This is a genomic window from Haliscomenobacter sp., from assembly GCF_040403615.1.
Classification (GTDB): Bacteria; Bacteroidota; Bacteroidia; order Chitinophagales; family Saprospiraceae; genus Haliscomenobacter.
Genome location: NZ_JBBAKG010000130.1, coordinates 1 through 14,340, shown reverse-complemented (window position 1 = coordinate 14,340; position 14,340 = coordinate 1). Strand labels below are relative to the sequence as shown.

The following is a 14,340-nucleotide window of genomic DNA, read 5'->3' as shown; positions in this document are numbered from 1 at the left end:
TTTGTCGATTTTGTGGGTAATTGACAGATCTCAGGTGCCTAAGGTGGTGGAAAAACCAAGCAGCGAAGCTGCACAACATAAGCTAAAAAAATGCAACCAATGCATGCCTACTTCCCACCCGCAAGCGCCCCAAAAACTCCAGTTCCGCCCGGTACAATTCCACTGCCTCCTGCATCCCGACAGCTTGCGACTGAAACCTGTCCCCTGGCCCCAGTTGCGCCAATCGCGGCCAATCGGCCTGGATCACCTGCCCCAGCAGCGGATACCCGCCCGTAGTCTGGTGATCGGCCATCAACACAATGGGCTGACCATTGGGCGGCAACTGGATGCTCCCCCGCGTAAGCCCTGCCGACAACAAGCTATCCTGAGTGGAAAGCTGCAACCCCTCCCCTTCCAGTCGATACCCCATGCGGTCGCTGGCATTGCCGATGCGCCAGGATTGGGTAAGCAATTGCTCCCGGCTGTGGGGCAACAACTGCGCGTAATGTTGCCCCGGAATGAAGCGGATCGGGGTAGTCGGGGCATAAAACCGATCCAGTCGGGTGTGGTATTTGGCAATTTTTAGCCCCTGCCCTATCTGTTCCAAAAAAGTCTTCTGGAGAGGAATCACATCTCCTTTTTGGAGTGCCCGGCCCTGCCAGCCGCCGGATTGGGCTTTCAGGTTGGTGCTTTGACTATTGAGCCAGGGCGCAATATCCAGCCCTCCTTGTATGCTCAGGTAAGCGTATTGGCCCCAGTATTTATGCTGAAATTGTAATTCGGTGCCTGCGTCCACCCAAATCGGCGTATAGCGGGGCAAAGCTCGATCGCCAATTTTCGCCCCAAAATCAGCGCCGCTCAGGGTGATCAGGGCAGGTGCCTGGAAAAAGAGCGCAGGTGCCGGAAAGCACATTTCCAGGGCAGCGGTAGGGGCAAGATTTCCCAACAGCGCATTGGCAGCCTGCAAGGCCAGAGGGTCCATTGCACCAGAACGGTTGATGCCGTATTGGGCATACCCTGGTCGGCCCAGATCCTGCACCGTGCTTAGCCAGCCTTTACTCGCGATCAGTATGCTCATTTTGGGTCAAAAATTCGGATTCGGAAATGGGGTAAAATCGTACTTCATCGCCCATTTGAAGCCGCACAGGAGGCTCCTTTTCAGGCGTAAACATGCGCCAGGGCGTGCGCCCAATCAATTGCCAACCTCCAGGAGATTCCAGGGGGTAAATGCCCGTCTGAGCGCCCGCAATGCCCACACTCCCCGCCGGAATGTGGGTACGTGGATTTGCTTTGCGGGGCGTTGCCAAATGGGGAGGCAACATGCCCATGTAGGCAAAACCAGGCAAAAAACCAATCAGGTATACCTGGTAAGCCTGTGCGCAGTACTCCTGAATGAAAGCTGCTACGGTGTAGTTCTTTTGTGCCGCCAATTCTGCCAGATCGGGTGCAAAAGGTGCTGCAAAACAAACCGGAATGGCCATATGGCGGGTACCCATACTCGTTTTTTGGTGGAGGCAATCTGCTAAAATGGGCTCAATCCAGGATTTTATCAAGGTATATGGCAATTGTTGGGGGAAGTTTTTCAACAAAAAAGCCAAATCAAACAACACCGCAAGGCTGCTGTAGGCTGGAATGAGATCCAGCACTCCTGGCAATTGGCGGTGCTGCAATGCTTGCCCACAAGCCAGAATCTGCTGTTGCGTTTCCGCATCTAGCCGATCGCCCCAATCAATAAGTAGGCCATAATCGCCCAATGGATGTATTTGTGGCTGCATTGGACAAAGATATATCCCCGATTGCAAAAAAAGATCGACCTTTCCTTTACTCCTTGGCAACAAGATGATATTTTTGCATCCGTTTATCAAGTCAAATAACCAAATACGATATGGGTCGCGCGTTTGAATTCAGAAAGGGTCGTAAGCTAAAGCGCTGGGCCAGTATGGCCAAAATCTTCACCAAAGTAAACCGGGACGTTACGATTGCGGTAAAAGAGGCAGGGCCTGACCCAGAGACCAACGCCAAGTTGCGGATTGCCATCCAAAACGCCAAAGCCCTCAACGTACCCAAAGACAACGTAGATCGCGCCATCCAAAAAGCCATGGGTAAAGATGCTGCCGACTATAAAGAGATCGTATACGAGGGCAACGGCCCGCACAAAGTGGCCTTTATCGTAGAGACGGCTACCGACAACCTCAACCGCACCGTGGCCAACGTGCGCAGCTACTTCGCCAAGTACGGCGGCACCCTGGCCAGCTCCGGCAGTCATGATTTCATCTTTTCGCACGACAGCGTATTCAAAATCAAAGCCGAAGGCATCGATATCGAAGAGTTGGAACTGGATTTGATCGACCATGGCCTGGAGGAACTTTTTCCCGAAGAAGATTGTATCGTAATCTATGCCGGCTTCAAAAGCTTCGGTGCCATCCAAAAAGCCCTCGAAGACCGGGGCGTAGAACTGGTCAGCGCCGAATTTGAACGCAACCCCAACGTCAGCAAAGAATTGACCGAGGAACAAAAAGTCGACGTGGAAAAACTGATCGACAAACTGGAAGAAGACGAAGATGTAGTCAACATTTTCCACAATATGATACTGTAAGACTTGCCCTTTGTGGCAGGTTTCGCTATATTTGCATTCTTTTTTGGTCCCTTAGCTCAGTGGTTAGAGCGTCTGACTCATAATCAGGGGGTCGTAGGTTCAAATCCTACAGGGACCACATTTTTTTCTCTTGAAGATCCAATAGATACTTGAATTACTCGATGTCGTATTTGTAGATAAATTTACTTTCTAAAATATACCTACAAGATGCCCATTATTGGAAAAATCAAAGGAATTATCCTGCGAATGTTCTTTGGTGATCACACCCCGCCTCATTTTCACGCCAGCAATAATGAAAATGAGGGTTTGTTTAAAATAGATGATTTGGAAATGCTTAAAGGAAATTTAAGTACAAAGGATCAAAAAGAGGTAAAGAAGTGGGCCAAATCACGACAATCCAAATTGAAGGATATGTGGGATTCCCAAGATATTCAAAACATCGATTAAACTGCACGCCATGGAAAACTACCCACGTATCAAATACCTAGAACCGCTCCCTGGCTACCGCCTTTTTCTCATTTTTGACAATGGCGAGATAAAAGTATATTCCCTGGCTGAACGCCTGCAAACACCCGCTTTTCGCGCCTTACAGGACGAAGCCCTTTTCAACACTGTGCACATCGCCAATGGTGGCTACGGTGTAATCTGGAATGACGAAATTGATTTGAGTGAGTATGAGTTGTGGATGAAAGGGGTGGAGGTTTCTAATATCAGTGAGCTGGTAGCTAAAGTAGCTTAGGCAAGGGCTTCACTTATAAAAGTACTTATTCGTTGGCAATCAGTTGGTAAGGATTGGCAATGGACTGAACGCTCAAAAGTTGGGAAAAGTTGGTTTTGATCACGTCGAGGATTTCCCCTAAAATTTTTTTAACCTTTGTTGAAAGATTACACTTTATATTCGTCAATCGTAAAGTCTATTTTTTTCTCGTTCCTAATCTTCAACACCTATGTCATTACTCAAAAAATTCCTCCTTGGCATACTGCTTGTTTTGGTCATTGCCATCGGCTATTTTGGTCCTTACTACTACCAATACGCTCAAATTGGGGCGGCCTACAATGCCAAAACGGTTTGCTCTTGTGTGTTTGTTTCGGGACGCAGTTTGGCTTCGGTAGAAAAAGAAGATTTGTACACCATTCCTTACGGCACCCAAACCATAGACCGCAAAGCCCACACGGCTACGGCCAGTTTGTTTGGTTTGGTGTCACAAACGGCCTTGTACCGGCCTGGATTGGGTTGTACCTTGATCAATTCATTAACGGCGAAGGAACTCAAAGCGCAGACCAAACTGGATTTTACCGCAAAAACAACTCAAGAGTTACCCGATTCTACCCTATCCGAAGACCAACGCCAAACCCTGGCAAAGACCCTCGATTGGGCTTTTGCCGAGCCAGACACCAGTTTCCCGGTGCTGACCCGTGCGGTTGTAGTCCTGCACCGTGGCAAGGTAGTAGCCGAACGTTATGCACCCGGTATCAGTCGCACTACCCCGCTGCTGGGTTGGTCGATGACCAAAAGTGTGACCAATGCCATGATTGGCCTCCTGGTTAAGGATGGAAAACTCAAGGTAGATGCCCCTGCCCCGATTGCGGAATGGAAAAACGACGAACGGAAAGCGATCAAACTCGATAACTTGTTGCGTATGAACAGTGGCCTGGATTTTGAAGAAAACTACAGCAACGTGAGTGATGCCACTAAAATGTTGTTCCGGGTACCCAATGCGGGGCAATTTGCGCTGCAATCCAAAATGCAGGCCAAACCAGGGCGTGAATGGTATTACTCCAGCGGCACGACCAATATTTTACAAGAAATCATTCGCCGCCAATTCAAAAGTCTGGATGATTACCTGGCTTTTCCGCACCAGCGTTTGTTCAACAAGCTCGGCATGAGTACCGCCGTTCTCGAACCCGATCCCTCGGGCAATTACGTGGGGTCTTCATTTATGTTTGCCTCGGCGCGGGATTGGGCCAAGTTTGGTCAGTTGTACTTGCAAGACGGTGTTTGGAAGGGCGAGCAGATTCTGCCCAAGGGTTGGGCGGCCTATTCCGCCAAAGAGACCCCACATTCAGATGGCTTCTACGCTGCTCAGTTCTGGATCGGGTACCGCAAAGACGGCATGCCCGCTGACCTGTTTTATGCAGATGGGTTTGAAGGCCAACGAGTGCTGATCGTCCCTTCCAAACAGTTGGTTGTGGTGCGCCTGGGCTGTACCGGCTACAACAATTTTGAGGACAAACGCTTTTTTGAGGAGATTTTGGGGGCGTTTTAGGGGGGCGATGTCAGCTTTATTTATTCCATCGGATGTCTAAAAATCGATAAAACCAGGTTTCAAAACCATGATTCATATTCTGGGAGATTGGCCAAAAAGTGACTTCTAAATCCCCGTAAATTTCTTTAAAAAGGTGCTTACTTGAGCCTGAAAAAAGTGCTGGAGGAGCTATAATTTCGTAGCGAGCCCCTTTAACAACATCTCTAAAAATGGCTGTATCTTGCCTTGATAAGCTATCAATGACCCAATATTTGTTGTTTGAGCCAATTTTCTTTCCAGATTTCCAAAGATAGAATGAATAAAATGGATGAGAATCTTCTTCGTAAGTACAGGAGTATAAATATTCTGGTAATACGTCTTTGTATTTTACCATTCCAGCAATTGAGTAAGTACGATTTTCAGAAAAAATATCCTTAAAGGTAATGTTCTCAGTATGGCGCATAATCCGAATGGCATCTTTACAAGATTTCAGTGCGTCAACAGTTGGGGATTCATGAAGATCAAAAGCGATGTATGTAATTAAAAGAAATAAGGAAAAAAATACAGCTAAACACCTGAAAAATGATTTCATTTTTATCATCAACTTATACCCCAAGACACTACTAATCAAACCAATAAGATAAGTCAAAGGGTAGGTGCCCATTGAGATTGGCCCTATACCTGGAAAGAAATCATGCAGAAATTCTACTAAAAATGCTGAGTATAAGAAAATAAGTAAACTCAATGCAAATCGTAAAATTCGAGGATCTATTTTCATCATGAAATTCTTAAAAAAGCCACTAGATTTTTGAATAATCCCAATCCAAAATAGGATCATTTTTCAAACAGATACCTTCCAGAAACCTTATCCACCCCATACTTTGGTACCACCTTCTTCTCCTCAAAAAAATCATACGCCTCGGCCAAATTCCCCCAAAAAGGAATCAACTGGGGGTTGTTGCGTGCCAGAAGATTCGTCTTATTTTTTGCTGTCATTCTACAAGGGAAAATGTGCACCGGAATTTGCTCCTGCCCCGCTGTTTTGGCATCCAGGGCAAGAAGATACACTTCCCGAATCAAGGCATCCGTCAGCGGAATGCACCCTACCGATACGCAAGCCCCGTGGATGTAAATTTCGCCATCTGGCTTCTTCGGATCTGAAAGCACGCGATCTGAAGCATTGGGATAATTGATGCCCAGCGAGAGGTGGTAATTGCTCTTGGGATTGAACACCTCGATCCAGTACAAGCCTTCCGGCACTTGCAAATCGCCCTCTTTTCGTTTTGGACCCAATACCCCTGGCACAGTACAAATCGGATAAGTGCGAAACAAACGATACTGCACGGAATCCTGCACCCATACCTCCAATTCTTGCTCGGATTTAAAGGCACGGATAAAGATGGGACTACCCGATTTGAGACCCTTTTGCGCCAAATCTTGAATGAGTTTTTCGCCTACCAATTCGCGGGCATGGGCCACTCTATCGCCTTCGAAGAATTCACTGATGTTGCTGGTATTCACCTGGCCGCTACAGTTTAGGATGTTCAGCATGATGATAAGGAGTAGAAAGTGATGAAGTCGTTTTCGCATGGGGAAATGGATTTTGCGTATATAACGTCAATTTTTATCCGCGATTTATCGATTTTAAAAATATCATTTGCAAGTTTGATTTATTTTTTGGCTGATTTGGTTTCAGCACTTAATACTCGTCCAATCACCATACTTTGATTATAAAAATTTCCATCTAATGAAAAAATTGATACCAATCTTTATTTCGACTTTCGTGTTGCTCCTATCAGTAGCTTGTCAAGGAGACCGGAATTCCAGTACTTTCAATACCTCCACTGATGACGTAAAACGTACAGTCAGCTTCAACTACAACAGCAATGGAGAATTCATAGACTTGAAATATTCAGGAGACATAGTATTTAATGAAGAGGAAACCGCGATTCAAAGTCTCTCTCCTAGAGCTTACTTAGACTACCGCAAAAATGGGCTAAAGCTCAGCGTAGAAAGCAATGCCCAAGGAAAGATTACCTACATATTGTCTGAGCAGGGCAACACTATTGACCCCAATAGTGCGGAAGGCAAAAAAATTATTGCCACAATTGTCAATGAGATGATTCTTAATGGCATTGATGCAAAAGGAAGTGTAATACGCTTGTATAAAAAGGGAGGCAGCGAGGCCGTCTTCATGCGGGTAGAAAAACTGAGCAGTGATTATGCCAAAGGCATTTACCTGGATTACTTATTAAAAATCACGACGCAACCGCTGCTGAATTGACCTCCATCGCTCAAAAAACAGGTAACCTCATCGATTCTGATTTTGAAAAAGCCCAACTGTTGAGGAATTACACTGTCGCGTTTTTGAAATATCCAGAATCGACCAAGGCTTATTTTGAGGCAGCAAGCAGCATCGACTCGGATTTTGAAAAAGCCAATGTGCTCCAAGCTGTAGTTAAACAAGGGAATTTGGATGAAATCGCCTTTGAGACGTTCCTGAATGTGGTTGATAACATCGATTCTGATTTTGAAAAAGGCCAGGTATTAAAAGCAATCCTCCAAAAATCTGCTCCAGGTGCACAAAATTTTAATCAATTCCTGAGTGTTGTCGGGCAAATGGATTCCGATTTTGAAAAAGCCAATGTACTTGAGGCCCTTTTTGAAAAAGACATCCCCAAAAGTGCTGAATTCGACAAACTGGTTAGCACCTTGGGCAACATTGACTTTGATTACGAAGCATCTAGAGTTCTACAGTTATTGGCTTCCCAAAACCTGAAATCTGAAGCGCAATGGATCAGTTTGATCAACGCGGCCAGTGGCATTGAGTCCGAATATGAAAAAAGTAATGTTTTGTTGCAAGTGGCCGCCAAAATGATTAGAAATGAGCGCACCGAAAAAGCTTATCGCAATGTAGCCAAAACGATATCTTCTGATTATGAATACGGACAGGTAATGCGGGCATTGGATTGACCCACATTAGGATCTTGCTCATTGGCGAAACAGGAATACCGATTGAGGTTTTTTTATGGATGCAGCCGGGATAGCTTTTTCATGCATAGTCAATTGTACAATTCCGAGCATACCTGTTCGATTTCGGGCATAGCCAAAATTGCTTTCGATTCCTAACCAACTCACTTTTAGTCTTTTAAATTTCTGGCACGCCATTTGTTCTACAAAAGTTGATTTAATACCCAAACCATGCGAAGATATTACCTGGGAGAATTTGAAGAAATCGTACTGCTTACCGTAGCTGTACTGGGCGAAGGTGCCTATGGCGTATCCATCACCAACGAGCTTGATCAGCAATCGGGGCGCAGCGTTAGTCTTAGTGCAGTACACGCTGCCTTGCACCGTCTGGAAGAGAAGGGCATGTTGTCTTCCTATCTGGGCGATGCAACCAATGAACGCGGCGGTCGCCGCAAACGCCTGTTTTCCGTAACTGCACTGGGTAGTCGAACTCTGAACGAAATCCGTTCCGTTCGCGAAAGCTTGTGGAACGCCATTCCACCCAATTCTTTACCAGCCATTGCCATTTCATGAAAAAGCCATCCAATCCCCATCCGCCGCGCTGGGCCGATCGCTTGCTCGAATGGTTTTGTGCGCCACATTTGCTTGAAGAGATTCAGGGCGATCTGTACGAACGCTTTCAACGCCAAGTCACTTTGTTTGGCGAGCGCAGTGCCCGCCAACAATACACCTGGGCAGTACTCAGCTTTATCAGACCCTTTGCCTTGAAACGACATCCCAATCCTTATCCAAATACCCTTTCAACCCGACTCGCTATGATCAGCAATTATTTTAAAATCGCTTGGCGCAACCTGATCCGCAATAAAGTCAGCTCCTTCATCAATCTGACTGGGCTTACACTGGGCATCAGTGCCTGTTTGGTCATTGGGGTAATCAACCATTTTGAACTCAGTTATGATCGGTTTCATCCCGACAGCGAACGGATTTACCGCGTGATTGGTACCGCTAAATTCAACCAGGCTGCAGATGCTCAAGCCATCGGTTTTGTACCCCGGGCCGTGCCACAAGCCCTGCGCAATGAAGTAAGTGGTTTTGAGGTAGTGGCCTCTTTTCACAACATGGAATCTGGCGTAATCATTCCGAACGGATCCAAAGACCCTAAGGTATTCAAAGGCCGAGACATGGACATCGAACCTGCCCAGATCGTGCTGGCTGATCCAGAATATTTTGAGGTTTTTCGGTACAAATGGCTGGCTGGCAATCCACAAACCGCCCTCACTGACCCATTTCAGGTGGTGATTTCCGAACGAAAAGCCCGCCTCTACTTTGGGGCGCTTCCCTTGAGCAGCATCCTGGGCAAAGAAATCATTTACCGCGATTCCATTCGCACGACGGTGAGCGGAATTGTAGCCGATTGGAAGCAAAACTCTGACTTTACGTTCACCGATTTTATTTCATCTGCCACTATCCGAGCCAGTTTTTTAAAAAGAGAAATCAACCTGGAGGAATGGACGGACATCTGGTCGGCTTCACAAACCTTTGTCAAACTGACCAAAGGCAATACCAAAGAAAAAGCCATCGCCCAGTTGGCGACATTTGGGAAAAAACATTTTGGCCCCAATCGCGGCACAGGAGAATTTCGATTCAAACCCAGCTTGCAACCCTTGTCAGATTTGCATTTTAATGAAGTTTATCAGGACAATTATTCCCGCAAAGCCAGTCTGCCTACCTTGTACGGACTGATCGGCATTGCGCTTTTCATCTTGCTCATTGCAGCCATCAATTTCATCAATTTAGCTACTGCCCAATCCGTACGTCGCTCCAGAGAAGTCGGGGTGCGCAAGGCCTTGGGGAGCAACCGGGGCAATTTGATAGGCCAGTTCATGAGCGAAACCTTGATTTTGACACTTTGCTCCATGCTGATTGCATTGGGTTTGGCCAAGCCCCTTTTGTTTGCTTTCCGCTCTTTCATTCCAGCGGGCGTTCAGTTTTCTTTTTTCAATCCGGGAATTTTGCTTTTTCTGTTGGTCATTACCTTGGTCACTGTTTTTCTGGCAGGTTTTTACCCTTCCGTCGTATTATCGGCTTTTCGACCAGCATTGGCGTTGAAAGGCGCCAGTGCAAGCAACGGCCAACAAAAAGGGTATTTGCGCAAGGGCTTGATTGTTTTCCAATTCACGATTTCCTTGTTGTTCATCATCGCCACCCTGATTGTGGGGCGACAGTTGAGTTTTATCCGCAACAAAGACCTGGGTTTTTCTTCCGATGCGGTGGTGACCATCAGCACGCTGCGCGATGACAAAAGCGCGGTTTTAGCCCAAAAAATCCGTCAAAATTCTGATATTGAGCAAGTTGCCATGCAATGGTCGGCACCGTTGAGTGATTGGTACATGCTTTCCATGCTCACTTACGAAGGCAAAAACAAAATAGATCTTGAAGTATCTGCCAAAGTGGGTGATGAGCACTTTATTCCTTTGTACCAGTTCAATCTACTGGCCGGGCGCAACCTGGAACACAGTGATACCCTGAAAGAATTGGTAGTCAACGCAACCTTGGTCAAAAAGCTGGGGTTCAAAACGAACGCAGCAGCACTGGGTAAACTGGTGATGCTCAACAACCGCAAATACCCCATCGTGGGCGTGATCAGCGATTTTCATGAAAATTCTTTGCACGCCCTGATCAAACCAACGGTCATCGCTTATATTCCTGACATGGCCAAGGATTTGGCGGTAAGAGTGTCCACCAAAGGCAAAAACATCAGTGATCTAGGCTCGATATTGGCCAAATTACAGAAAAGCTGGCACGCGGTTTATCCCAATGAACCATTTGTATACAGTTTCCTGGACGATTCAATCCAAAAACTGTACAGCCGAGAGCAGAAAACCGCCCAACTGGTCAATACCGCATCCGCTATTGCCATCCTGATTTCGTGCCTGGGGTTGTTGGGATTGGCCACCTTTACTGCCGAGCAACGCACCAAGGAAATTGGAGTGCGCAAAGTCTTGGGTGCCAGCATCAGCAGCATTATCGCCTTGCTGTCTAAAGATTTTTTGATCCTCGTTTTGATTGCACTGTGCATCGCTAGCCCCATCGCGTGGTGGGCCATGAGCAAATGGCTAACTGGCTTTGCCTACCACGTCAACCTTGAATGGTGGGTCTTTGTACTCGCCGGTTTGATGGCCATTGGCGTTGCCCTGCTGACGGTGAGTTATCACAGCATCAAAGCGGCTCTGCGGAATCCGACGGAGAGCTTGAAGTCGGAGTGAGGGGGCAATGAATATTAAGCATCAAAAACATCCCCAGACCCGCTAGCCCAAGTCTTATCCACTAACTTCCAAGGCATGACGCTAGGAACATGGTCTACAGGCCCACATCCTGGTTGGTAAATAAGGTTCCAGTAAGTCTACCTACAGCAAATTTATTTCATTGCCGAACAGTGAGTGAGTATGTAGTGTTGAATAGCGTGCATACTATTGTCTCGGAGTTTGAAAATAATGGGTTCAGAGACATTGAACCAGCATCCTACTGGCCCAGAAAACTTGAACCAACGGGGAGATGAAACCAATGACTAAAGCTTTTCAATCATGGATAATTCAATAGCTTCATTTTTGCTTTTTTCCACCTTAATCTCTATATTTATCATTGCTGTATACACTTCCAAAATAAGTGCCAACAAGCGAAATAGAGCTTTTAATTTTTTTGCGGATGTTATTCTACGAAATCATGTTGATCGAACCATTGTCCCTTTTTTAATTAAATCAACTACTGAAGACAATATCGAATTAAAAAAAATCATCAAAAAGAGAAATTTATTTGTTTATATTTTTTGGTTTTCGTTTATGTTTCTGATTTTATTTTCTTTCGTTGGAGGCTGAGCACCTGCACAAATTGGCAACAACACTTGACCTTTTTGGTCTTTTTCCTTAATTTAATTGATATGACTTTATCAGAACGCATTTAACTAGCTTCTACACAACATCAACTCATGCTTGGATTCAAATCTTTACTAACAATCCTTCTGTTTGTTTCCTTTGTTTGGCTTGCCTCGGGTCAAAATGATGACCCATACACGCTGAAACTGCGAGAACTTTAGCAAGTAAAGCTTGATTCATTTTTTTATTAGCTTTACCCTATCCCTAATTCCCTTTTATTCACCTATTATGCATGTCAAAAAACCGCCGCACCCTTTTTTGCAATCTTACATCAAGTCCTATTGGTACTTAGAAGTGCCTTTCTCCAATCCTGGATTGCAAACAACGGTGATGCCAGAACATGCCCTCTATTTTTACCCAAAAGCCAAAGTACGCGCAGATTATGCCGATAATACCACTAAACTTCATTCAACCATCATTTGTATTCCCAACCAAGACCTACCGATTATGTCGTGGAATGGGCATTATGTGATGCTAAAGGTGCTGTTTCATCCTACTGGATTTTTTCGTCTTTTTGGCATACCAATGTCTAGTTTTGGGAGCCGAGCAATAGAAACCATTGAGGTTTTTGGCTCGGAATTCAAAGAGCTGTATGAGCGGATTGAAGAGTCAGCGGGCTTTGAGCAAATGAGGAACCTGCTAGATTCATTTTTTTTGAAAAAAGCGCAATCGCCACTAAAGGACACGTTGGCAATTGATGTTTCGATTCAGGCCATGTTGGAAGGAAAAGCATCTTTTTCGGTAGATGATGCTGCCCAAAAAGCTTATTTAAGTACCCGGCAATTTGAGCGCAATTTTATCGAGCGGGTAGGCATACTTCCCAAACGATTTAGTCGGATTGTGCGCTTTAGTCGGGCGATGAAACTAAAGCAGGAACACCCTCAATACAGTTGGATGACCATCGCCTACGAATGCGGTTACCATGACCATATGCACCTGCTCAGAGATTTTAGGCATTTCACCTCCAAAGTTCCTTCAAATTTTGATTTTGAACAAGCGCTTATTTACTAGGGCTTGTTATCATTGAAAATCAGAATGTCGTTTTTTTACTAAGTACTTTTCAAGGTAGGGTTGTAGGTTTGTCAAAAATCACCTAAAAGTTATGGGCTTGGTTTTTAGGACGATTAGTGAATCTCGAAGATTTGGTAAACGTGCGTAAACATTTTGACAAAAAACAAAACATGAAAACACTGTGAGTCATTTCTATTTACCTAATCTAAATCCCACAACAACTTCAACACCTTAAGCCTAACTCGCACATGAAAAAGAAAATACTACTCACCCTGACCGGTGTATTTTTAGTTTTACTCCCATTTTTGATAGGGAATGCGATAGGTAAATATTCCCCCTATGTAGAAACGAACAGTTTTAAGGGCTTTGTAATCATTTGGGCAATTATTTCAATTGCTCTAGCTGCAACTGCATTCCTACTATTGAAATATGTCGCTCAATCTTTTGAAAGCATTTCTATTGGCGGGGCATTTCTTTTTTTACTTGCCTCTCCGATTGTAGGAATCTTTGGCTTGGTTTCCCCGCCTGACCTTACCCTTAATATGCTGGAACACCCCGAACGAGAACATTTAAGGTATCTTTATCTATTCTTCGCAACGCTTCTTTTTATCATCTTCATCTTATTTTTATACCGCAGCAATTTTTTAAAACTTAAAAAATTAACTAGGTGGGTAATTACCGTTGCGCTAATCCTTGCCTTTGCAGAATTCATTTGGGAATTCACACACCATTATTTCTATCCAGAAGCATTGAAAGATTGGGTAAATCAAGGTAAAAACGCTGAAGCATTTGGTAAAAGCTATGACAACATGACTTGTATTGACATTGGCGTATTTGGCAGGCTAATCCAGTACTCTTTGATCATTTGGCTTTCAATCCATTTATACCAATTCCGACAAATCAATATTTTGAGCCCAATCATTCTTAGCATATTGAGTTTATTGGGTATTGTTTCGGCAACAGCGATCTACATTACTGAAATGAACCTTCCCAAGGGATTTGAACTTTCGTTTTTATTCTTTATCCCAGGAATGCCATTTTTATTATTGTACTGGCTGGGGATAGGGCTTTTGACAAAACCTGGGAAAAGTGAAATTGCAGCCTAGAAAGACCTGCAATCAAACAAAAGGTGTACTGAAGGCGGCAGCCTGTAAGCACTTATAAGCTGAACTTCATCTCTTTTTTGATAAGATCAAACTATGAAAAAAATCCTTTACCCAATCCAAACGATTGCCCTTTACCTCATTCTGCTCATTGCGGCAGGCTATGCCGGAATTCACTTTTCGAGTTTAATGAACCCTTCTATTTTTGGTTTCATTAATCAGCAAGGAGATTTGATGCCGCCAGAAAATTGGGCAGCTTCTTGGCAATTGACCGATGGCTTCATGCGGGCTCGCATGGGGGTCTACGGGCCGATCATCATGTATGGTTACATCATTACCTTAATCCTTTTTGTTCGCGAATGGCGGAGTCCAGTTTTTTGGCTCCTATTGCTGGCTTTTGGCCTTTTTATGGCGGATGTTTTTTTAACGATAAGTAAGCAAATGCCCATTAATGAATACATCCAAAGCATAGATGTTAAGCATTTAGACGCTGTGGATCTCAA

15 protein-coding genes and 1 tRNA gene are annotated in these 14,340 nt (G+C 44.9%); 12 read left to right on the top strand and 4 right to left on the bottom strand.

The window, feature by feature from the left end; genetic code table 11:
• Positions 1-82: 82 nt before the first annotated feature.
• Together ABW391_RS25660 and pxpB are read right to left on the bottom strand one after the other, a co-directional pair.
• Positions 83-1,057 (bottom strand): 5-oxoprolinase subunit C family protein, encoded by a 975-nt coding sequence (locus tag ABW391_RS25660; RefSeq protein WP_353484763.1) that lies wholly within the window; start codon positions 1,055-1,057, stop codon positions 83-85.
• Positions 1,035-1,754 carry a 5-oxoprolinase subunit PxpB gene (pxpB, locus tag ABW391_RS25655; protein WP_353484762.1) on the bottom strand — a complete coding sequence of 240 codons (720 nt, stop codon included), beginning with the start codon at positions 1,752-1,754 and terminating at the stop codon, positions 1,035-1,037. Before pxpB ends, ABW391_RS25660 begins: the two co-directional genes overlap by 23 nt.
• 110 nt (positions 1,755-1,864) lie before the next feature.
• Here pxpB and ABW391_RS25650 point away from each other — a divergent pair, with 110 nt between their 5' ends.
• The 5 genes from ABW391_RS25650 to ABW391_RS25630 all read left to right on the top strand — a co-directional run bounded on the left by ABW391_RS25650 (position 1,865) and on the right by ABW391_RS25630 (position 4,842).
• The gene (locus ABW391_RS25650) at positions 1,865-2,575 is read left to right on the top strand and encodes a YebC/PmpR family DNA-binding transcriptional regulator (protein WP_353484761.1); all 711 of its coding nucleotides are present in this window, start codon (positions 1,865-1,867) and stop codon (positions 2,573-2,575) included.
• Between the two features lie 45 nt (positions 2,576-2,620).
• Positions 2,621-2,693 (top strand) — tRNA-Ile (locus ABW391_RS25645).
• 89 nt (positions 2,694-2,782) lie between these two features.
• The gene (locus ABW391_RS25640) at positions 2,783-3,022 is read left to right on the top strand and encodes a DUF4160 domain-containing protein (RefSeq protein WP_353484760.1); all 240 of its coding nucleotides are present in this window, start codon (positions 2,783-2,785) and stop codon (positions 3,020-3,022) included.
• A 10-nt stretch (positions 3,023-3,032) separates the two neighbouring features.
• Positions 3,033-3,314 (top strand): DUF2442 domain-containing protein, encoded by a 282-nt coding sequence (locus ABW391_RS25635; protein WP_353484759.1) that lies wholly within the window; start codon positions 3,033-3,035, stop codon positions 3,312-3,314.
• A 208-nt stretch (positions 3,315-3,522) separates the two neighbouring features.
• Complete coding sequence (locus tag ABW391_RS25630; protein ID WP_353484758.1) at positions 3,523-4,842, top strand: serine hydrolase domain-containing protein; 1,320 nt, start codon at positions 3,523-3,525, stop codon at positions 4,840-4,842.
• Positions 4,843-4,858: 16 nt separating this feature from the next.
• Here the strand turns inward: ABW391_RS25630 and ABW391_RS25625 are convergent, their stop codons facing one another.
• Both ABW391_RS25625 and ABW391_RS25620 read right to left on the bottom strand, forming a co-directional pair.
• Complete coding sequence (locus ABW391_RS25625) at positions 4,859-5,659, bottom strand: hypothetical protein (RefSeq protein WP_353484757.1); 801 nt, start codon at positions 5,657-5,659, stop codon at positions 4,859-4,861.
• Positions 5,656-6,411, bottom strand: a complete 756-nt coding sequence (locus ABW391_RS25620) for a L,D-transpeptidase family protein (protein ID WP_353484756.1) — start codon at positions 6,409-6,411, stop codon at positions 5,656-5,658. The genes ABW391_RS25625 and ABW391_RS25620 overlap by 4 nt, the downstream gene beginning before the upstream one ends.
• A gap of 157 nt (positions 6,412-6,568) precedes the next feature.
• Here ABW391_RS25620 and ABW391_RS25615 point away from each other — a divergent pair, with 157 nt between their 5' ends.
• From ABW391_RS25615 to ABW391_RS25585, 7 genes are all read left to right on the top strand, one after another.
• Complete coding sequence (locus ABW391_RS25615; protein WP_353484755.1) at positions 6,569-7,105, top strand: hypothetical protein; 537 nt, start codon at positions 6,569-6,571, stop codon at positions 7,103-7,105.
• Positions 7,102-7,794 (top strand): hypothetical protein, encoded by a 693-nt coding sequence (locus ABW391_RS25610; protein ID WP_353484754.1) that lies wholly within the window; start codon positions 7,102-7,104, stop codon positions 7,792-7,794. The genes ABW391_RS25615 and ABW391_RS25610 overlap by 4 nt, the downstream gene beginning before the upstream one ends.
• 228 nt (positions 7,795-8,022) lie before the next feature.
• On the top strand, positions 8,023-8,364 hold the full coding sequence (locus tag ABW391_RS25605; RefSeq protein WP_353484753.1) for a PadR family transcriptional regulator: 342 nt from the start codon (positions 8,023-8,025) through the stop codon (positions 8,362-8,364).
• Positions 8,361-11,057, top strand: a complete 2,697-nt coding sequence (locus ABW391_RS25600; RefSeq protein ID WP_353484752.1) for an ABC transporter permease — start codon at positions 8,361-8,363, stop codon at positions 11,055-11,057. Before ABW391_RS25605 ends, ABW391_RS25600 begins: the two co-directional genes overlap by 4 nt.
• Positions 11,058-11,951: 894 nt before the next feature.
• Positions 11,952-12,734: a helix-turn-helix domain-containing protein gene (locus ABW391_RS25595; protein WP_353484751.1), complete on the top strand. Its 783-nt coding sequence runs from the start codon at positions 11,952-11,954 to the stop codon at positions 12,732-12,734.
• A 248-nt stretch (positions 12,735-12,982) separates the two neighbouring features.
• The gene (locus tag ABW391_RS25590) at positions 12,983-13,840 is read left to right on the top strand and encodes a hypothetical protein (RefSeq protein WP_353484750.1); all 858 of its coding nucleotides are present in this window, start codon (positions 12,983-12,985) and stop codon (positions 13,838-13,840) included.
• 93 nt (positions 13,841-13,933) lie between these two features.
• On the top strand, positions 13,934-14,340 hold a 407-nt coding region (locus ABW391_RS25585), incomplete at its 3' end, for a hypothetical protein (RefSeq protein ID WP_353484749.1).